The sequence below is a fragment of the Ruegeria sp. BE1 genome (assembly GCF_056538885.1).
This window is the reverse complement of sequence record NZ_JBQFTY010000003.1, coordinates 208,313-228,296: the sequence shown is the minus strand read 5'-3', so window position 1 is coordinate 228,296 and position 19,984 is coordinate 208,313. Positions and strand designations below refer to the sequence as shown.

The window sequence follows — 19,984 nt, the reverse complement described above, 5'->3', positions numbered from 1 at the left end:
GCGTGAAAAAGTGCTTAAGCCGTTGCCGGACCGATGCGCCCCGTGTCAGAGTTTTGGCAATGAAAGGTTTGCCATGCGTCCCATCCAACTTATCTGCGCGGCTTGCGTGTTCGCCTTATCCACCTCGGTCGCGCGGGCCGACTGCGCCACCGACGAACAGGTCGCGCAGTATGTAAAAGACTACCTGAGCAACACCCCGACCGTAGCCCTGTCCGCCACGGGCACGATGGAGGATGCGCTGTGCACTCAGGCGCGGATTGTCGCCGCGTTAGAGCCGCATTTGGGTCCAGTCATTGGCTATAAGGCCGGTTTGACCAGCCCGCCTGCGCAAGAACGGTTCGGCGCGTCCGAGCCGGTTCAGGGCGTGCTGTTCCGCGACATGATGCTAAGCGATGGCGCAAGGGTTCCGGCGCAATGGGGCGCCCGTCCGGTGTTTGAGGCCGATTTGATTTTGGTCGTTGGCGATGCAGACATCAATCAGGCCACAACCCCGGTTGAGATCATGGAGCATATCTCGGCCGTTCATCCCTTTGTCGAGTTGCCCGATCTGACCCTGGCCGAAGGTGAACCGATCACGCCGGAAACCCTGACCGCCATCGGGGTTGCGCCAAAACTGGGCGTGTTGGGTGCAAAGATTCCGGTGTCAGACCCAGCGTCAATGACGCAGGCGCTGGCCGATATGACCGTTACGCTCCTCGCAGCGGATGGTGAGATTCTGGCACAGGTCCCGGGCATTGCGGTTCTGGGGCATCCGGCCAATGCGGCGCTATGGCTGATGTCAAAAGGCATCTCGTTCCAGCCCGGAGACCTGATCTCGGTCGGGTCATTCGGGCCGCTTGTTCCCCCCGCGAAAGGCAAAAGGGGCGCGTCGGTCACCTATGCCGGGTTGCCGGGTAATCCTAGCGTCAGCGTGGTGTTCGAGTAATCAGCGCCGCCCCTCGCGCAGCCACCCGCCCAGCAGGAAACCACCTGCCAGCAGCAGAACCAGCCATGGCGGCAACAGCCCGGCCTGCGTGACATCGCGCGTTTCATAAGCGTTGCGCGGGGTCAGGCCAATCCAGCCGCGCCCGGCAGCGGGACGCCCGGCGCGCACCTCGCGGATCGCGGGCAGGCCATCTTCAACCGCCAGCGCGCCGCCCCGCATTTCGGCCAGCAGGGGCGCAAGAACCTCATCGGTTGCGATTGTGCGCTCAAATTCCTTCGGCGCGGCAGGGCCAAGGCCGATCACGGCAGACTGATCGCCCTCTTGCAGGCGGTACAACCCAATCTCGGGGCCGAAATACTGTGCCTCGAACCGGCCCGGAGAGACCTCGTCCAGCGTGATCTCAAGCGTTTTACCGTTGGGACGGGTGATGGTGACGGGACCGATCTCATCCCCCAGCGTTTGGCGGATGATACGCATGACCTGACCGTTGGCTTCGGCCCACATGGCCTCTTCCTCAAGCTCGGGCTCTTTCATCATCCAATGGGCCAGACGGCGCAGCAGTTCCAGCTGCGGGCCGCCGCCTTCAAAGCCGCGACTCCACAGCCACGCATGGTCCGACGCCAGCAGCGCCACGCGCCCTTCGCCCACGCGGTCCAGCACCAGCAGCGGACGGTCATCAACGCCGGTCATCAACATCTCGCCCGAACGCTGGCTGACATCGATCTGGCGCAGCCAGGCCCCCCAATCCTCGGAATCGCCCAGTTCGGTGGTCACAGGGTGGCGGTGCCCCAGATCGGTCACCATTGGCACAAAGCGTTCCTCAATCACCCGCGCCGTGGGATGGGCTGGCAGGATCGGGGCCAGTGGTGAGCGGAAGATACTGTCGGCACTGGCAAAATCCGGGCCTGCCGCGACCAGAACCGCGCCGCCATCGTTGATATACTGGGTGACGTTATCCAGATAAATCGCAGGCAGGATGCCCCGGCGCTTGTAGCGGTCAAAGATGATCAGATCGAAATCGTTGATCTTTTCCAGAAACAGCTCGCGCGTTGGAAAGGCGATCAGCGAAAGTTCATCCACCGGCACGCCGTCCTGTTTTTCCGGCGGGCGCAGGATGGTGAAATGCACCAGATCGACCGAGCTGTCGGATTTCAGCAGGTTGCGCCATGTGCGCCCACCCGGATGCGGCTCACCCGAAACCAGCAGCACCCGCAGCCGGTCGCGCACGCCGTTCATCTGGATCAGCGCCGTGTTGTTGCGATCGGTCAGTTCCCCTTCGGCGCGCGGCACGGTGAATTGCAGCACATTGCGCCCGCCATGGGGCAAGGCAATCGGCAATTCCACATCGACACCAATAGGAATGGTGAACTGCTCGGGCTCGGCCCCGTCAACCGAGACCTCAAGCGGCGCGGTCAAAGCACCGGCCGGGGCGGCACCGCTGTCTTCGACCCGCAAGGTCAGGGTCACCGGCTCATCAATGATGGCAAAGGCAGGGGCGTTGCGGACAATCAGGCGGCGATCCCAGTCACCGGCCCGACCGGTCTGCAGCAAATGCAGCGGGGCGGGCAGGTCCGGGGCCTGATCCACATCGTGAACGATCCCGTCCGAAACCACCAGAATACCCGCAATCCGGGCGCGCGGTTCCTCGGCCAGCGCGGCATTCAGGGCCGCCATGACCTGCGTGCCCGCATCGCCATCGCCGTCCCCGACCGCGATCCGGCGCAGTTCGGTGTTGTCCCGGCTTTCAATTTCGGCAGCCAGGCTGTCGGCGGCCTGCGCTGTCTGTTCGGCCCGGTCCGACAGGCTCTGGCTGGCGCTTTGATCCTCGATCATCAGAACGATATCGGTCAGGGGCGCGCGATCTTCGACCTGATACACAGGTCCACTCAGCGCCGCGACCACCACCAGCGCCGCCAACCCGCGCAGCGCCCAGCCCGACAATCCGCGCCACAGGGCCAGTATCACACCTGTGCCTGCAATCGCTGCGACAATCGCCAGAACGGGCCATGGCACCAACGGATCGAATATGACGGTTCCGGTCATTGTCCCAACCTGTCCAGCAAAGCAGGCACATGCACCTGATCGGATTTGTAGTTCCCGGTCAGCACATGCATCACCAAATTCACGCCAAAGCGGTTCGCAAGCTCACGCTGACGCTCGCCCGCATAGCCCCGACCCACCGGCAACAGCGCCTGACCGTTGCGGTCCACGGCCCAGGCCGAGGCCCAGTCATTGCCACCGATGACCACCGGCGTCACGTTGTCATTGAGGTTGCGGAAGGGCATCCCCTCAATCTGTTCGGCATCCAGCGGCGCGGCCTCAACCCAGACCTCGGTCCCGGAATAGCGGCCCGGGAAATCCTGCAACAGGTAGAACGCACGGGTCAGCACGTGATCACGTGGAACAGGCTCTAACGCGGGGATATTCAGAGGGGCGGCCAGCTGTTGCAGCTTGCGACCATTGGGGCTGGAGGCCCCGAACCGCGCCACATCCGCGTCGCGCGTATCAAACAGGATCATCCCGCCCGAACGCAGATAGGCGTTCAGCTTGGCATAGGCCTCGGCCGAGGGCTGCGGCTGATCCGGCGTGACGGGCCAGTAGAGCAGCGGAAAGAATGCCAGCTCATCCCGTTCCAGATCGACGCCCATCGGGTCCACAGGTTCGACCGAGGTGCGATAGAACAGCGTCTGCGCCAACCCCCGCATGCCCGCATGGGCCACGTCGTCGACCTGTGCATTGCCTGTCAGCACATGGGCCAGCACCAGTTCCTGCGTGGCCGTCAGGGCAAACTGCGTATCCTCGGGCGTTTGCGCCTGACCCTGCGGCGCAACCAGCATCGCGCCCAGCGCAACGGCTGCCGCCTTGGCCAGACCCAAGCGCCCGGACAGGGCCAGCGAGGCCAGCACATCGACGGTCAGCAACACCAGCGCGAGGCTGAGAAGCAGCCCCCCGATCGGGGTTTCCGTACTGACCTCCTGCCCCTTGATCGGTACATCCGAGGGCCAGCTAACGGGGCTGAGGACGGTATCGTCGGACAGCACGTTCAACGCCAGTTTCTGCTTGCCGCTTTCATAAAGCCCCGGTTGCAGATCAGGGCCAATCGCGCCACCAAGCAACTCTGCCCCGTCCACTCCGGCCAGGTTGCCCGCATCGGACAGGGTGCCAAAGCCATCCATGACCTGAACAGGCTCCCACGTGGTGCCCTGCAACTGATCCTGCTGACGGGTCTTGGCGGCTGAGGCCACGGCAAGCCGATCCAGCATCTCAACGAACAGGCCCGACAGGGGCAGGCTGGACCATTCCGCATCTGCGGTCACATGAAACAGAACGACCTGCCCCAAGCCCAGCGGTTTGCGCGTCACCAGCGGCGTGCCATCCGAGAGCGACGCAATCACCCGATCCGCCAAGTTAGGGTCTGGTTGCGCCATGACCTGCGTGGTCACCGTTACATCCCCCGGAACCTGCAATCCGAAAAAGGGAGAGCCTTCGGGGAACGGAGCCAGTCCCTTGGCCTCACCCCAGCTCATGGCACCGCCGACCGAACGGCCGCCGCTGCGCAAGCGCACCGGCAACAGCGTGTCTTCGGCATCCCGGCCCAGATCACTGGCCGCCATACGCGGCCCGGCAAAACGCAGCAGCAAACCGCCCTGCTCAACCCATTCTGTCAATGCCGATTGCTCACCATCTGACAGCTTTGCCACATCGGCCAAAACGATCACGTCGGGATTGGCGGGCAGAACTTCCAGCAAGCCGCCCTCAACAAAATCCGCCGTCGGGCTGAGAACCTGCGTCAGGTAATGCAGGGGCGAGAGCAGCTCCAGCCCTTCGCGATTCAGCGTGCCCGCAATCAGCGCCACCTCACGCCGGCGCAGGCTGTCATCGGTCAGGGTCAAGGCGCCGGCAGAGCGCTGGCCCTGAATCTCAAACCTTGTGATCCGCGCGCGCAACTCAGATGGCAGCGCCAGGTCTACCTGCGCCAGTGTCTCACCACTAGGAAACTCCAACTCGACCGATTGCAAAACCCGCATCACTCCGGCGGGGTCGCGGCCTTGCGCCAAAACGGTCATGCTGTCGGCAGGTCCGGCCTCGGCCCGCTGAGCGGTCAGTTGGATCACGCCATCCTGATAAGCGGCGGGCAGCAGGCCCAGAACCGGTGTTGCGGCCTGATAGACAGTGACTGCCCCGCGCGCTTGGAGTGCTGCCAGAACGCGGTCTTGCCCTTCAAAGGCCAAACGGTCGCTGAACCAATGGGTGTCAAAGCCACCGTCCAACTGGCCGATAGCGGCCACTGCCTGATCGATCTGCAATTCGGTGGGTTGCCATGGTGTCGGGGTCAAACCGGGCAAACGTCCGCGCCACGCTTCTGCGGCTTGGAATACCGGCTGTTCAGGCTCCGTCAGGCTCAGGATGGCCACGGTGCGGCCTGCGCGCCCGGCTTCGGACAATTGCGCATCGATCTGATCGAGGGTTGAGGACCAGCGCGTGGCCCCGGCCCAGCTGGCATCAAGCAGCAGCAGCAAAGGGCCCGTTCCGGTCTGATCGCGGGACGGGTTCAGGACCGGTCCGGCCAACCCAATGATAATCGCCGCCGCGGCCAGCATTCGCAGCAGTAACAGCCACCACGGGGTCCGATCCGAGACACTCTCTTCATCCTTCAGACCCAACAACAGCGTCACGGCAGGGAACAAACGTCGGATCGGCGCAGGTGGCACGGCGCGCAGGATCAGCCACAAGATCGGCAGGGTCAGCAGACCCAGCAGCACCCATGGTGCAGTAAAGCCGATGCCCGCCAAAACCGTCATCGCGTTCCCCCATCCAGCGCGCGATAGAGCCACAAAAGAGCCGCCTGTGCACTGTCACCGGTATGGTGCAGGCCCAATTGCCAGCCTGTGGCGCGACACAACCGGGTCAGCGCATCCTTGCGCTTGGCAAGCCGCTCAAGATAGCGATCCCGCAATTCTCCAGCCTTGAGCGTTTCATGCCGCACAGACCCACCGACGCTTTCGAAAATGGTGCGACCACGGTAGGGAAATGTCTCTTCCTTGGGGTCGAGCACCTGCAGCAGCACACCCCGGACTCCGCGATCTGCGGCTTTGGTCAGGGCCAGCTCAACCTCGTCCAGCGACCCAAGGAAGTCGGATATGAACACAGCCCGCGCATGGGGGATCATCGCGCGGTGTTCGGGCGGGGCGTAGTCGGTCTCGGAATCCTCGGACCAGGCCTGCGCCAGCCGCACGATCTGCGCATTGCCCCGCCGGGGCGGCAAGGTGGTTCCGGTTAGACCAACACGCTCGCCGCCCCGCACCAGCAGAATGGCGATAGCAAGCGCCAACAGACGCGACCGGTCGGCTTTCGGGGGCAGCGTCTTGTCAGAGGCAAACCGCATGGATGCCCCCTGATCAATCCACATCATCACCGATTGCGCGATCTGCCATTCGCGTTCGCGCACAAATTGCTGATCCCCACGGGCCGACCGCCGATGGTCGATCATACGACGGCTGTCACCGATCTGCGCCGGGCGGTATTGCCAGAAATCATCGCCCAGACCGGATCGTCTGCGCCCGTGATCGCCCAGCAGGACGGTTCCGGCCAGATGTTCGGCCCGTGCCAAAAGGGGCGGGAACCGGGACGCCTCGGCCTCGGACCTTTCGCGAAGGGTCAGCGCGGCATTCACGCCGCAGCCTCGGTGCGGGCCAGACCTGCGGCGGTGCTTTCGATCAGATCGGCAAGGCTGTCACCCCGCGCCCGTGCCGCAAAGTTCAGCGCCATCCGGTGGCTGAGAACGGGGCGTGCCATGTCCAGCACATCCTCGGCATTGGGCGCCAGCCGCCCCTGCAGCATCGCGCGCGCGCGCACCGTCATCATCAGCGCCTGCGCCGCACGGGGACCGGGGCCCCATGCAACGGTCTCAGCAACGCGCTCGGACACGCCGGCCTCTTCGGGGCGGAAGGCGCGGACCAGATCGAGGATCAGTTCAACCACGGACTCCCCCACCGGCATCCGGCGCAGCAGAACCTGCGCGGCCAGCAGCTCTTGTTTGGTGAAAATCTCATGCGCCTCTTCTTCTTCGACGCCTGTGGTCGCCAGCAGAATATCACGCTCGGTCTGGCGGTCCGGGTATTCCACGTCGATCTGCACCAGGAACCGGTCAAGCTGCGCCTCGGGCAAGGGATAGGTGCCCTCCTGTTCGATGGGGTTCTGCGTGGCCAGCACGTGGAAGGGGTCACCCAGCGACCGATCCTCACCCGCCACAGTCACCGTGCGTTCCTGCATCGCCTGCAACAACGCCGACTGGGTGCGCGGGCTGGCGCGGTTGATCTCATCCGCCATCAACAGTTGGCAAAAGATCGGACCCTGAATGAACCGGAAATGGCGGGAGCCATCCTCGGCCGTGTCCAGAACCTCGGACCCCAGAATATCGGCGGGCATCAGGTCGGGCGTGAACTGGATACGGTTGCCATGCAGGCCCATCACGGTCGACAACGTCTCGACCAGCCGCGTCTTGCCCAGACCGGGCAAGCCGATCAGAAGCGCATGCCCGCCACACAGCAACGCGGTCAGCGTCAGGTCCACGACCCGTTCCTGTCCGATAAAGCGGCGGGTGATCGAGGCCTTGGCCTCTTGTAGTTTGGTTTCCAGCGCTTCGATCTCGGACACGAGGTCGGCAGGTTCGGTCATGACTTTCCCTTCCGTGGACTATTATAAGTTGAGTGTATCGCGCTGAGAGGAAATGGCAAAAGCAATGAGCGGACAAAAAGCTGTGACACCTTCCCCTGATGGCCTGGCTGCATCAGTCAAAGCGGCCAAAACCAAGGGTTTGCCCCCTGTTCACCTGTGGAATCCTCCGTTTTGCGGCGATTTGGACATCCGCATCGCCAAAGATGGCACCTGGAGTTATTTAGGGTCGCCCATCAACAGGTTCGAGCTTGTGAAGCTTTTTTCCTCAATTCTTAAGAAAGAAGGCGGGAAATACTATCTGGTGACCCCGGTCGAAAAGGTGGGAATCACTGTCGACGATGCGCCGTTTGTGGCCGTCGATTTCGACGCAGAGGGCACGGGCGAGGCGCAGAACCTGATCTTTACAACACATGTTGGCGACACCGCGCTGGCCGGGCCGGACCATCCGATCCGAATTGTCATCGATCCCGAAACAGATGAGCCGTCACCCTATGTATTGGTTCGCACAAACCTTGAGGCGCGGATCGACCGCAAGAGTTTCTATCGCCTTGTCGACATTGCCACCCACCGCGATGGCTGGTTCGGCGTGTGGTCCGGGGGACAGTTTTTCCCGCTGATCCAGTCTGACGCCCTGCCCGATTAGGCCGGGCGCGCCACGCGGCGATCCTGCGCCAGCACAACGGCCACAGCAACAATCCCCGCGCCCAGCGCGCGGGTCCAATTCCACTCATCCCCCATCGCCAGCATGATCAGCATCACGTAAAATGGCGCAATATTGATGTGGAATGAGGTCAGGGCCACCCCGATCTTGCCAATCGAGGCGATGAAGAACACCTGGCTCAACCCCATTGAGATCAGCGCATAGATCATCAGCATTCCGGCCTGCTGCACATCAAACGCGATGGTCGGCATGACCTGCATGCCCATCTGCCTGGCACCAAAGAACAGCATCAAGGCCACGACCAGCCCGCCCGCAAAGGTAATCGTACTGCGCCCGGTCTGGCTGAGCTCGGGAAAATCGCGCGCGGTTGCCATGCTGGCCCAGCAGAACAAGGCGGTCGACACGATTGCACACAGGGCCCCCAGCCCCAATTGCGCCGGAGCCAGCGCGCTGGTCGCAATCAGCCCCCCGATGATTGACACCATGACGCCCAGCGCAAAATTCCACCGCAGACGTCGCGCCCCCGTCGCCAGCTCGATCACAGTTGCAAACAGCGGCGCGCATGAGGCGATGATCGCCACAGTCACTGGGTCCGTGAACTTTTGCGCCAGAATGATCAGGAACATGGCCACACCCAGAACCCCGCCGACCATCAGCGCATGGCCCCACCGCGCCCCCAGAACCCGGCTGGGCCCGTCGATCAGGATCCAGATCGGCACCATGACCGCCACCGCAAGCCCTAGCCGCGCCACAAACAGCGCAACCGGCGGCCAGCTTTGCAACAGCACCTCAGCCGCCGGAAACCCCGCCGCCCAGGTCAGCATCGAGGCGACCGCCAGCCCGTTGCCAGTCAAAACCGGGCTGCGTCCGGCAGACACAGAAAGGGTGTTCCCGCGCGCGGGGTCAGGGCTCATCGCCATGGGGCCAAACCTTCTGTTGAACGGGGATCGGAATTGATTCGCCGCGTTGGCTCTGAGGGTCGTTGATTTGAAACGACCATTCTGGTCGATTTTCGACAATCTGTCGTTTTTGGTCCTCTTTCACCCAAGTCAGCCTGCCGCTAAGGTCAGCATGAAATCGCCCCGAGACCCCGCATGCCCAAATTCGCCGCCAATATCTCGCTGCTCTTTACCGAGCTTCCCTACCTTGAACGGTTTCAGGCCGCCGCCGAAGCGGGCTTCAAAGCTGTTGAGATTCTGTTCCCCTATGATCTGGCCGCCAAGGAAACCCGCCGCGCATTGCTGGCCAACGGGCTTGAATTGGTGCTGATCAACGCCCCGCCACCCAACTATACCGGGGGTGAGCCTGGGTATGCCGCCGTTCCGGGGGGTGAGGCACGGTTTCAATCCGACATCCGCCGTGTGATGCGCTATGCTGGTGTGCTGAAACCTGCGCTAATCCACATCATGTCAGGCTATGCCTCAGGCCCCGAGGCGCGGGATACATTTGTGCGGAACCTGCAATGGGCCGCGGATTATGCCCCGGACCAACAGTTCACAATCGAGCCTCTCAACCCGGTGTCCCAGCCCGACTATTTCCTGAATGATTACGATCTGGCAGCCGAGGTGCTGGACCATGTGAACCGCCCCAATGTCGGTCTGCAATATGACAGCTTCCACGCCCATATGATCCACGGCGACGCCCATACCGTTTGGGAACGCTTTCATACGCGGGTGGTGCATGCCCAGATCGGCGCCGCCCCGGATCGCTCGGAACCCGGTCGGGGGGTCACCGATTTCAAGCACCTGTTCTCCGCGATGGAGGCTGCGGGCTATATCAACTGGGTCAGTGCCGAGTATACCCCATCGACGCCCCGCACGACCGACAGCCTGGGGTGGATGCGGGGCTAGCTCTGGTCTTTTTGGGCAAAATCAGGCAGGTGAACGCATCGCGACAATCAGGATGCCCGATATGATCCCTGCCCGTTACGCCCGCGCCATTTTCAGCCTGATCATGTCCGGCCTGATGTCCTGCATCGTGACCGGTATCGCGACGGTCAAGGCCATCGGGTTTGGGCCCACCACGCTGGGTGACTGGATGGCGTCCTGGGGGTTTTGCTGGCCCATCGCCTTCACCGTGATCCTGCTGCTGGGCCCCACGGTACAACGTGTGGTCAACCGCCTGGTCAGTCCCACGGACTGACCCGCTGCGAAGAGGGCCCGCCGGGCCTGATGAGCAGCGCCTGCCTCAATGCGCCTCGGCCCAGTTGGCCCCCTGGCCTGCATCCACGCTCAACTTGACGTCCAGCTTGACCGCAGGGTCCGAGGCCCCTTCCATCACGTCCCGCGCCACGCCGATCACCTGATCTACTGCGTCTTCGGCCACTTCGAACAGCAATTCGTCATGCACCTGCAACAGCATCTTTGCAGGTAGCCCGTCGATCGCATCCGGCATCCGCACCATCGCGCGCCGGATCACATCCGCAGCCGTCCCCTGAATCGGAGCGTTAATCGCCGCCCGACGCGAGAATCCTGCATGCGGCCCTTTGGCGTTGATCTCGGGCGTATGGATTTTGCGGCCGAACAGCGTCTGGACATATCCGTTCTCTTTCGCAAAAGCGATGGTGTCGTCCATATAGGCTCTGATACCCGGGAACCGCTCAAAATACCGGTCAATGAAACTCTGCGCCTCGGCGCGGGGAATGCGCAGGTTCCGCGCCAGACCAAAACCGGAAATCCCGTAGATCACACCAAAGTTGATCGCCTTGGCCTGACGCCTGATCTCGGGCGTCATCTCGTCCAGCGGCACATCGAACATCTCGGACGCGGTCATGGCGTGAATGTCCAGACCATCCGCGAATGCCTGTTTCAGCGCCGGAATATCGGCGATATGGGCCAGAATGCGCAGCTCGATCTGGCTATAGTCCAGGCTGACCATCACATTGCCCGGCTCGGCGATAAACGCTTCGCGAATGCGGCGGCCTTCTTCGGTGCGCACCGGAATGTTTTGCAGGTTCGGATCGGTCGAGGCCAGACGCCCTGTGTTCGCCCCGGTGATCGAATAAGACGTATGCACCCGCCCCGTGTCCGGGTTGATATGGGTCTGAAGCGCATCCGTGTAGGTCGATTTAAGCTTGGACAGCTGCCGCCAGTCCAGCACCCGGCGGGGCAGTTCATGTTCTGTGGCGAGGTCTTCCAGAATGTCGGCCCCGGTCGAGTATTTCCCGGTCTTGCCCTTCTTGCCGCCCTCAAGACCCATCTTGTCGAACAGAATCTCGCCCAGCTGCGCGGGCGAGCCGACGTTGAAGTTCTCACCAGCCAATTCGTGAACTTCAGCCTCTAACCCGGCCATTTTCTGCGCAAACGCGTTGGACATGCGGCTGAGGACATCGCGGTCAACCTTGATGCCGTGCATCTCCATTTCTTTGAGAACCGGCACCAGAGGACGTTCGAGCGTTTCATAAACCGTCGTTACCTGCACCTGATGCAGTTGCGGTTTGAACAGCTTCCACAGGCGGAGGGTGATATCCGCATCCTCGGCGGCATAAGCGGTGGCCTCATCAATCGGCACCTTGTCGAAAGTGATCGCCGATTTGCCCGAACCCAGCAGCGGTTTAATCGGAATGGGCGTGTGGCTCAGATAACGTTCCGACAGGGTATCCATGCCATGCCCATGCTCACCGCCATGCATCGCATAGGACATCAGCATCGTGTCATCGATGGGGGCGACATCCACGCCATAGCGCGCGAAAATCTTGGCGTCGTATTTCATGTTCTGCCCGATTTTCAGGATCGACGCGTCCTCAAGCAGCGGTTTCAGCAGGGTCAGAGCCTCATCCAGCGGCATCTGCCCCTCGGCCAGCGCGTCCGAGCCAAACAGATCATCCGCCGCACCATCGCGGTGGGTCAGAGGAATGTAACAGGCTTCACCGGCCTCAATGCACAGCGAGATACCAACCAGATCAGCGATCATTTCGTTCAGGCCCGTGGTCTCTGTGTCAACAGCCACCCAGCCCCGCTCATAGGCCTGATCGATCCATTTTTGCAGCGCCCCCGCGTCACGAACACATTCGTATTTCGTGGCATCAAAGGGCAGCGCCTCGGCCTCTTCCACCTCAGCGACCGGCGCGGGCGCGTCGGCAATCACCGGCGCCTCGGTCCCCAGCTTGTCGGCAATGCGCTTGGTGAGGGTGCGGAACTCCATATCCGCCAGAAAGCCCAGCAGGGTTTCGGCGTCGGGGTCTTTCACCTCAAGATCATCCAGCGTGAAATCCAGCGGAGTATTTTCGTCCAGCTGCACCAGCTTTTTCGACAGCTCGATCTGATCGCGCTTTTCGATCAGGGTTTGGCGACGTTTGGGCTGTTTGATCTCTTCGGCGCGGTCAAGCAAGGTCTCCAGATCGCCGTATTCGTTGATCAGCAGGGCCGCAGTCTTGACCCCAATCCCCGGCGCGCCCGGCACGTTATCGACGCTGTCACCTGCCAGAGCCTGCACATCGACCACACGTTCGGGGCCGACCCCGAATTTCTCAACCACCCCGTCGCGGTCGATGCGCTTGTTCTTCATCGCGTCCAGCATTTCGACGCCGTCACCCACCAACTGCATCAGGTCCTTGTCCGAGCTGACGATGGTCACCCGCCCGCCTGCCGCGCGCGCCTGAACGGCCAGCGTGGCGATGATGTCATCGGCCTCGTACCCCTCAAGCTCTTTGCAGGCGATATTGAAAGCGCGCGTTGCCTCGCGGGTCAGGGGCATCTGCGGGCGCAGATCCTCGGGCATCGCCTCGCGGTTGGCTTTATAAAGGTCATAGAGGTCGTTGCGGAACGTGTGCGAGCCCTTGTCAAAGATCACCGCCACATGGGTCGGCGCATCGGGTCCGGCGTTTCCTTCGACATATTTCTGCAGCATGTTGCAGAACCCCGACACGGCCCCGATCGGCAGCCCGTCAGATTTGCGGGTTAGCGGCGGTAGTGCGTGATAAGCCCTGAAAATAAAGGCCGATCCGTCGATCAGATGCAGGTGACACCCTTTTCCAAATTCACTCTTGCTCATGGTGGCGCGCCCCTTACAGTGCTGATCATGTTCGTTAAGCGCATTTTATCCGCCATCCCGCTGTTGACCGCAATCACTCTTGTCGGCGCTCCGGCATATTCAGGCCCCAAGCTTCCGAAGGATTGTGTTTCGGATCAAACAAACGCGTCCAACTGCGTGCCGATTCTGGCCTGCCTTGGCAAAGGCGGCATCTATTTTTCCGGTCGCGCAATAGGCTGGAGTTCGGGCACCTTCGCGGGTCAAAGCAGCGCCGAGTTTGCATGCTATGGCGAATGGACGGCAAAAGGCACCTTCGGTTTGGGCGAGGCCAAGATCACCTGTGACAATGACCTGACCGGCAGGGCCTTTTTCACCTATCAGCACCCTGAAACGGGCACTGCGTCCGGGACGGGATTCATGAGCAACGGAGAACCATTGCGCGTTTGGACAGGTCATAACGTGGAGCAGTTTTTGCTGGATGAGTTTGGGAACATAGACACCGCAGCGCTCTGCCGGAACATCGCAAAGCCCGTCAGCTGATAACCGCCGCCATCTACCTGAACATACTTTTCTAGAGGCTTCCGTCTACGGTTGTTTAGGTCACCATCTATCCACCGAACAGCCCGCTGAACACGTCCGAGAAACTGTTCAGCAGGGCCATGATCACCATCACGCCGAGCAGGGCGAAAAAAGCAAAAGCAAAGAACTGAAACAGGATCGCACCCAGGCCGATAACAACACCGGCAATGGCCGGGCGCCGCTTTTCGTGGCGCAGGATACCGATCACCGAAACAACGATAGCCAGCCCGCCCAACATGGCCACACCGATACGCAGAAAATCATCCATGTCGCGGGTCCGCGCCACGGGATCGGGTTGGTCCAACCCAGCCGCGGAGCGCAAGGTGGATTTACCCAGCTCGGCCGCCAGTTCACCCAGCGACACCCCGGCGGACTGCTGAGGCGCAAACGGCCCGGCCCAAAACACAAACAGCGCCGCAAACATCGCAGCTGACGCAACGCAAAACCCGATCCATCCAAAGACCGGGCTGGCAGTATCCGTGTCAGAAACATCCGTCATTGCACTCCCCTCTCTTGGCCGCACTCCTGCATATCACGACAATCGCGGCGAGATTTTGGCAAAGGGGGATCGTTGGGACAGTCAGGGCGCGGCTGTGCCCGAAAAGGCATAAACCGTTAGCGATCTAGGCCATACGAAAGGCGCGGTCGGTTTTGTCCCAGATCAGCCCGGTCTGCTCTGCGATCAACTGCATCTGCTTGTTCAGAGACCGATCATTCAATCGACGGCTGAGCGTACGCAGTGGCACAAGGTTCCGTTCACCATAGCCATCAATCAGAAAGAACATGCGCACCTGATCCCGCATGCCGTGGACAATGTTCTGCGCATGAATATCCCGGCCCACGATCTGAAATTCGAACAGCTTGCGCACGAACACGTTCAGCTCATCCAGTACCGCATCGGTCAGCGCATGCTGCTTGCAGATGGACAACAGATCATGCGCAAGCGCGCCGTCTTCCGAACAAATCCGCTCAACCACCAGACCCGGCCCGACATCCGTCTGGACGATGCCAAAGGACCGCGCCAGCGGCATGTTCGAGATATCCAGACCGCTTTTCAGCGCCGCTTTCATCTCACACTCAATTTCCTTGAGCGCATTGCGAAACGCCGAATCCGGCAGCATACGCCGCACCACGCGTTTCGCAAAAGACCGGTTCCGCCGTGTCCGTGGCCGTGTCACCTTGACCAGCAACTCAGGCTGCTCGGGGCAGGCATAGACGTTTCTGTGGCCGCCTTTGGCCACAAGCTCCTGATCTGAAAGGTGCAATGTCTGCAGTGGAAAGAACACCTGAAGCACATCCTGAAATCACAAAACCAGCCCGCCGGATTTAGACTCTTTCTTCCGGCAGGAGAAGCATGTGTAACAGATTTGTGTCGGTTTTTTTAGTCTTTGTCGGCCAGAACGTATTTGCAATCGCAATAGGGGCATTCGACCCAGCCGGTATCTTCAGGGATCTGCAGCCAAACCCGGGGATGACCCAAGGCCCCCTCGCCGCCGTCGCAGGCGACACGGGTGGTTTCGACGATCCTGGTTTCCGGCGCTTCGATGGTCACGGCTGGCGATCCTTCATTGGTTGTCGGCCTCGCGGGCATGGTTTAGGTGCTTTTATGAGCGATGAGTAAACCGGGGGCAAGAGCCACATGAGTGATGCGGCAATCAGGATCGAGGGACTGCGCAAAACCTATCGTGGCGGCAAAAGCCAGCCCGAAAAACATGCGTTGAAAGGCATTGATCTGACGGTTCCACGCGGGTCGGTCTTTGGTCTTCTGGGCCCTAACGGGGCCGGGAAATCAACCCTGATCAACATTCTTGCCGGTCTGGTGGTCAAAAGCGCGGGCAATGTGTCGATCTGGGGATTCGATCAGGATCAGCATCCGCGCCAGTCCCGTGCCGCTATCGGTGTGATGCCGCAAGAGCTGAACCTGGACCCGTTTTTCACCCCGCGCGGCGCGCTGGAGGTTCAGGCCGGTCTGTATGGTGTACCCAAGGCGCAGCGCCGCAGTGACGCGATTCTGGAACTGGTCGGGCTTGCCGACAAGGCCGAAGCCTATGCCCGCACCCTTTCAGGCGGCATGCGGCGACGGTTGCTGCTGGCCAAGGCGCTGGTGCATCATCCCAAGATTCTGGTTCTGGACGAACCTACTGCGGGGGTGGATATCGAGCTGCGCCAGATGCTGTGGGCCAATGTGCGCAAGCTGAACGAACAGGGCATGACCATCATCCTGACCACGCATTACCTGGAAGAAGCACAGGAAATGTGCGACGAGATCGCCATCATCAACCACGGCGAAAAGATCGCGCAGGACAGCACCGCCAATTTGCTGAACCGCATGGACAGCCGCACCATGGTGATCGTCCCCGACGCGCCGGTCACTGATCTGCCCACATCCGAGGGGGTCGAGGCCACGCTGCGCGACGATGGCAGTGTCGTGCTGCAATATCGCAGCGCCCTCACCAGCGCCGAGCAGGTTCTGGAATCGGTGCGCGCCGCGAACATCCGCATCCGCGACGTCCGCACCGAAGAGGCCGATCTTGAGGATGTCTTCCTCGCCCTGACCTCTTCACGCGTCGACGACGCGCCGATGGATGATCAGGACCAACCCCGTCGCGGCATGCACCGGGTCAAGCTTTAGGCACGGTCGATCCGCGCATGGTAACAGTTGTTCAGCGCTGATCGGATATGGATGTAAGCCACGTCATCACGCGCGAATATGGTCTCTGCCGCTGCGCGCAACTGCGCCTGTGGCGTGATGACCCCGGTGCCGTAAACAACCCGGTCATCTGTACCGTATCCCTTGATCAGATAGTTGGGCGATGCGGTCAGTGCCTCGGGCAGATCGGCAGGTCCCTCATAACGCTGACAAGGCTCTGCACAAAGGTATATGGGTCCTGTTTCGGCAAATGGCTGCGTTCTGGGAAAGGGCCTGTGCGCCAGAACCAGCATCTCTTTTCCCTTCGGAATGTAAGTCAGGCAGTGACGACACGGGTTCCCCTCACCGTTCGAAATCGCATGCTCGGGCGGGTTGCCATAGCCGTCCGGTGCGCCGTTGCGATAGGCCTGAACCTGATCTGTGGGAAGGGCGGATATTTTCTGCATGATGTCTCTCCTTTTTTGATCACCCTGCCCGTCGCGATGACCTCAGGCGACCCGTTTCCTGCGCAAAGGACTCGAAAAAGAACAAAAGGTGAATATAATAAGGATTCGCCATGTATGCCGAGTTGTCGATCACGTCGAATTTCACCTTCCTCACCGGGGCCTCGCACCCCGAGGAATACATGCAGCGTGCCGTGACGCTGGGCCTGCCCGCTATCGCAATTGCCGATGACAACTCGGTCGCCGGGATCGTGCGCGCCCATACTCAAGGGCGCGAGATCGCCCGCAAGGTGCGTGAACGGCTGGAGTGGGAGGCGCAGAACACATCCATCGGCCCGCCCTGCCCCGATCACATCCCGAAACCGCCCTCATACCCGATCCACGCGGTGCCGCGCCTGATCCCGGCGGCGCGGCTGATTTTTACCGACGCGCCCACCGTCACCGCCCTGCCCCTGAACCGGCAGGGCTGGGGCAACCTGTGCCGCATCCTGTCAAAGGGCAGCCTGCGGGCTGAGAAAGGCGACTGCATCCTGCATCTGTCGGACCTGATGGAGTTTTCCGACGGTCTCCACCTGCTCCTCTGGCCACAAGCGGCCCGGTCGCAGGGCGGCGCGGGCGCATGGCGGACACAGGCGCAACAGCTGACGCGCCGCTTTGCGGGACGGATGCATCTGTTGATGCACCCTCGGTACGATGGCGCCGATAGTATATATTTTCACGAATTAGAGACTGATTCACGGCAACTCGGCATCCCGACCCTCGCCAGTGCTGCGCCGATGATGCACCACGGCACCCGCCGCAAACTGGGTGATGTCCTGACCGCCATCCGCCTGCGCCGCAAGGTGGATGATCTGGGCCGGGATGCGCTGGCCAATGGTGAACAACGCCTGCGGTCCGAGGCCGAAATGCGGCGCATCTTCAAAAACCATGAAGGGGCCGTCACCCGCGCCCATGTCCTCAGCGAACAGCTGCAATTCTCACTGGATGAGTTGCGCTATGAATATCCCAGCGAAGGCAACGATCAGGAAACCCCGACCCAACGCCTGCACCGTCTGGCGCATGAGGGGCTGAACTGGCGCTATCCGGCGGGGGCCTCGGAGAAGGCGAAAAAGATGCTGGCGCATGAGCTGACCCTGATCGGCAAGCTCAAATACGAACCCTACTTTCTGACCGTCCGGGATATCGTCAAATTCGCCCGGTCCCGCGATGTTCTGTGCCAGGGGCGCGGGTCGGCGGCCAATTCCGTCGTCTGCTACTGCCTCGGCATCACCGAGGTCAGCCCCGAGCTGGGCACGATGGTGTTCGAACGCTTCGTCTCCGAGGCGCGGGACGAGCCGCCCGATATTGACGTGGATTTCGAACATGAACGCCGCGAAGAGGTAATCCAGCATATTTACGACCGCTATGGCCGCCACCGCGCGGGGCTGTGCGCCACCGTGATCCACTATCGCGGCAAGCGCGCCATCCGCGAGGTCGGGCGCGCCATGGGCCTGACCGAAGACACGATCTCGGCCCTGTCCTCGCAGCTCTGGGGGTTCTTCTCGGCCAAGGGGCTTGAGGCCGAACGGATGCGCGAAATCGGCCTTGACCCCGAGGATCGCCGCCTGAAACAGACTCTATCACTGGTATATGAGATCGATGGCTTTCCCCGTCACCTCTCGCAACATGTGGGCGGTTTCATTATCACCGAGGGGCGTCTGGACGAACTTGTCCCCATCGAAAACGCCGCGATGGAAAACCGCACGGTCATCTGCTGGGACAAGGACGATATCGACTCGCTTGGTATCCTCAAGGTCGATGTCCTCAGCCTCGGGATGCTGACCTGCATTCGCAAGGCGTTCGACCTGATCCAGCAGCACCACCGCACCGACTATACGCTGGCCACCCTGCCGCCTGAGGACCCAGTGGTCTATGACATGCTTTGCAAGGCCGACAGTATCGGCGTGTTTCAGGTGGAATCACGGGCACAGATGAACTTCCTGCCCCGGATGAAGCCGCGCAATTTCTATGATCTGGTGATCGAGGTCGCCATCATCCGCCCCGGCCCGATTCAGGGTGACATGGTCCATCCCTATATCCGTCGCCGGAACGGAGAAGAGGAGGTCAGCTTCCCCTCGGACGCATTGGGCGAGGTGCTGAGCAAAACGCTGGGCGTGCCGCTGTTTCAGGAACAAGCCATGCAGATCGCCATCGTGGGCGCGGGGTTCACTCCCGAACAGGCGGACCGGCTGCGGCGGTCACTGGCCACCTTCAAGAAGCACGGCAATGTCAGCGAATTCCGTTCCCTGTTCCTGCGCGGGATGGAACGGAACGGCTATGAACAGGATTTTGCCGAGCGCTGCTTTTCGCAGATCGAAGGCTTTGGCTCTTACGGCTTCCCCGAAAGCCATGCGGCTAGTTTCGCCCTGCTGGTCTATGCCTCAGCCTGGATCAAATGCCACCATCCGGGGATTTTCGCCTGCGCGCTGCTGAATTCACAGCCGATGGGGTTCTATGCGCCTGCCCAGATCGTGCGCGATGCGCGCGAACACGGGGTGCAGGTGCGCCCGGTCTGTATCAATGCCAGTTTCTGGGACAATGTCATGGAACCCGACGGGCGCGGCGGGCTGGCGCTGCGGCTGGGGTTCCGCCAGATCAAGGGCCTGAGCGAGGAAGACGCCAGCTGGCTGACCGCCGCGCGGGGCAATGGCTACACCCAGGTCGATGACGTCTGGCGACGCGCAGGGCTGGGGCCATCCGTCATCGAGCGGCTGGCCGAGGCTGATGCCTTTGCCGCCTGCGACCTGACCCGGCGCGAAGCCCTGTGGCAGGCCAAGGCGATCGCCACCGCCAAGCCCCTGCCCCTGTTCTCGCAGGATCTGGAGGGCGAGGCGCTGGATGAACCCGCAGCCTATCTGCCGCAGATGACACTGGGCGAACAGGTGGTCGAGGATTACGTGGCCACCCGCCTTAGCCTGAAGGCGCATCCCGTCGCCCTGATCCGGCACCTACTGACGCCTGAGCCGCGCGACAAAACCACACCTGTTGCATGACGCCCGAACCGGGTATCCGCCAGAAACAGAGTCGAAAACGGACCG

General features: G+C 61.6%; 17 protein-coding genes. 7 read left to right on the top strand and 10 right to left on the bottom strand.

Going from position 1 to position 19,984, the window contains the following annotated elements:
- Positions 1-73: 73 nt before the first annotated feature.
- Positions 74-925 (top strand): 2-keto-4-pentenoate hydratase, encoded by an 852-nt coding sequence (locus ACR0J5_RS11235; protein ID WP_480653331.1) that lies wholly within the window; start codon positions 74-76, stop codon positions 923-925.
- Here the strand turns inward: ACR0J5_RS11235 and ACR0J5_RS11230 are convergent, their stop codons facing one another.
- The 4 genes from ACR0J5_RS11230 to ACR0J5_RS11215 are packed head-to-tail and all read right to left on the bottom strand — an operon-like array spanning position 926 to position 7,603.
- On the bottom strand, positions 926-2,968 hold the full coding sequence (locus ACR0J5_RS11230) for a hypothetical protein (protein WP_480653329.1): 2,043 nt from the start codon (positions 2,966-2,968) through the stop codon (positions 926-928). It abuts the gene before it with no gap.
- Positions 2,965-5,727 (bottom strand): DUF4159 domain-containing protein, encoded by a 2,763-nt coding sequence (locus ACR0J5_RS11225; RefSeq protein ID WP_480653327.1) that lies wholly within the window; start codon positions 5,725-5,727, stop codon positions 2,965-2,967. Before ACR0J5_RS11225 ends, ACR0J5_RS11230 begins: the two co-directional genes overlap by 4 nt.
- Positions 5,724-6,599, bottom strand: coding sequence for a DUF58 domain-containing protein (locus ACR0J5_RS11220; protein WP_480653325.1), 876 nt, complete (start codon positions 6,597-6,599; stop codon positions 5,724-5,726). The genes ACR0J5_RS11225 and ACR0J5_RS11220 overlap by 4 nt, the downstream gene beginning before the upstream one ends.
- Entirely contained in the window at positions 6,596-7,603 is a 1,008-nt protein-coding gene (locus tag ACR0J5_RS11215) for an AAA family ATPase (protein ID WP_480653323.1), read from the bottom strand. The genes ACR0J5_RS11220 and ACR0J5_RS11215 overlap by 4 nt, the downstream gene beginning before the upstream one ends.
- 64 nt (positions 7,604-7,667) lie before the next feature.
- On the opposite strand from ACR0J5_RS11215, the gene ACR0J5_RS11210 reads away from it, so the two are divergent.
- Positions 7,668-8,246: a DUF1285 domain-containing protein gene (locus ACR0J5_RS11210; RefSeq protein ID WP_480653321.1), complete on the top strand. Its 579-nt coding sequence runs from the start codon at positions 7,668-7,670 to the stop codon at positions 8,244-8,246.
- Here ACR0J5_RS11210 and ACR0J5_RS11205 read toward each other — a convergent pair.
- Positions 8,243-9,178, bottom strand: a complete 936-nt coding sequence (locus tag ACR0J5_RS11205) for a DMT family transporter (RefSeq protein ID WP_480653319.1) — start codon at positions 9,176-9,178, stop codon at positions 8,243-8,245. The genes ACR0J5_RS11210 and ACR0J5_RS11205 overlap by 4 nt on opposite strands.
- A 180-nt stretch (positions 9,179-9,358) precedes the next feature.
- On the opposite strand from ACR0J5_RS11205, the gene ACR0J5_RS11200 reads away from it, so the two are divergent.
- Positions 9,359-10,114, top strand: coding sequence for a hydroxypyruvate isomerase family protein (locus tag ACR0J5_RS11200; RefSeq protein ID WP_480653317.1), 756 nt, complete (start codon positions 9,359-9,361; stop codon positions 10,112-10,114).
- A gap of 61 nt (positions 10,115-10,175) precedes the next feature.
- Complete coding sequence (locus ACR0J5_RS11195) at positions 10,176-10,406, top strand: DUF2798 domain-containing protein (RefSeq protein ID WP_480653315.1); 231 nt, start codon at positions 10,176-10,178, stop codon at positions 10,404-10,406.
- A 45-nt stretch (positions 10,407-10,451) separates the two neighbouring features.
- Here ACR0J5_RS11195 and polA read toward each other — a convergent pair whose 3' ends face one another.
- Positions 10,452-13,256 carry a DNA polymerase I gene (gene polA / locus ACR0J5_RS11190; protein WP_480653313.1) on the bottom strand — a complete coding sequence of 935 codons (2,805 nt, stop codon included), beginning with the start codon at positions 13,254-13,256 and terminating at the stop codon, positions 10,452-10,454.
- Positions 13,257-13,283: 27 nt separating this feature from the next.
- On the opposite strand from polA, the gene ACR0J5_RS11185 reads away from it, so the two are divergent.
- Positions 13,284-13,775: a hypothetical protein gene (locus tag ACR0J5_RS11185; protein ID WP_480653311.1), complete on the top strand. Its 492-nt coding sequence runs from the start codon at positions 13,284-13,286 to the stop codon at positions 13,773-13,775.
- 67 nt (positions 13,776-13,842) lie between these two features.
- Here the strand turns inward: ACR0J5_RS11185 and ACR0J5_RS11180 are convergent, their stop codons facing one another.
- From ACR0J5_RS11180 to ACR0J5_RS11170, 3 genes are all read right to left on the bottom strand, one after another.
- Positions 13,843-14,313, bottom strand: a complete 471-nt coding sequence (locus tag ACR0J5_RS11180; protein WP_480653309.1) for a hypothetical protein — start codon at positions 14,311-14,313, stop codon at positions 13,843-13,845.
- A gap of 124 nt (positions 14,314-14,437) precedes the next feature.
- Positions 14,438-15,100 (bottom strand): YrbL family protein, encoded by a 663-nt coding sequence (locus tag ACR0J5_RS11175; protein WP_480653307.1) that lies wholly within the window; start codon positions 15,098-15,100, stop codon positions 14,438-14,440.
- 95 nt (positions 15,101-15,195) lie between these two features.
- Positions 15,196-15,366, bottom strand: coding sequence for a zinc-finger domain-containing protein (locus ACR0J5_RS11170; RefSeq protein ID WP_480653305.1), 171 nt, complete (start codon positions 15,364-15,366; stop codon positions 15,196-15,198).
- Between the two features lie 87 nt (positions 15,367-15,453).
- Here ACR0J5_RS11170 and ACR0J5_RS11165 point away from each other — a divergent pair, with 87 nt between their 5' ends.
- The gene (locus tag ACR0J5_RS11165; RefSeq protein ID WP_480653303.1) at positions 15,454-16,446 is read left to right on the top strand and encodes an ABC transporter ATP-binding protein; all 993 of its coding nucleotides are present in this window, start codon (positions 15,454-15,456) and stop codon (positions 16,444-16,446) included.
- Here the strand turns inward: ACR0J5_RS11165 and ACR0J5_RS11160 are convergent.
- Complete coding sequence (locus ACR0J5_RS11160; protein ID WP_480653301.1) at positions 16,443-16,910, bottom strand: DUF1203 domain-containing protein; 468 nt, start codon at positions 16,908-16,910, stop codon at positions 16,443-16,445. The genes ACR0J5_RS11165 and ACR0J5_RS11160 overlap by 4 nt on opposite strands.
- 110 nt (positions 16,911-17,020) lie before the next feature.
- Here ACR0J5_RS11160 and ACR0J5_RS11155 point away from each other — a divergent pair, with 110 nt between their 5' ends.
- Positions 17,021-19,939, top strand: a complete 2,919-nt coding sequence (locus tag ACR0J5_RS11155) for an error-prone DNA polymerase (RefSeq protein ID WP_480653299.1) — start codon at positions 17,021-17,023, stop codon at positions 19,937-19,939.
- The last annotated feature ends 45 nt before the right edge of the window (positions 19,940-19,984 follow it).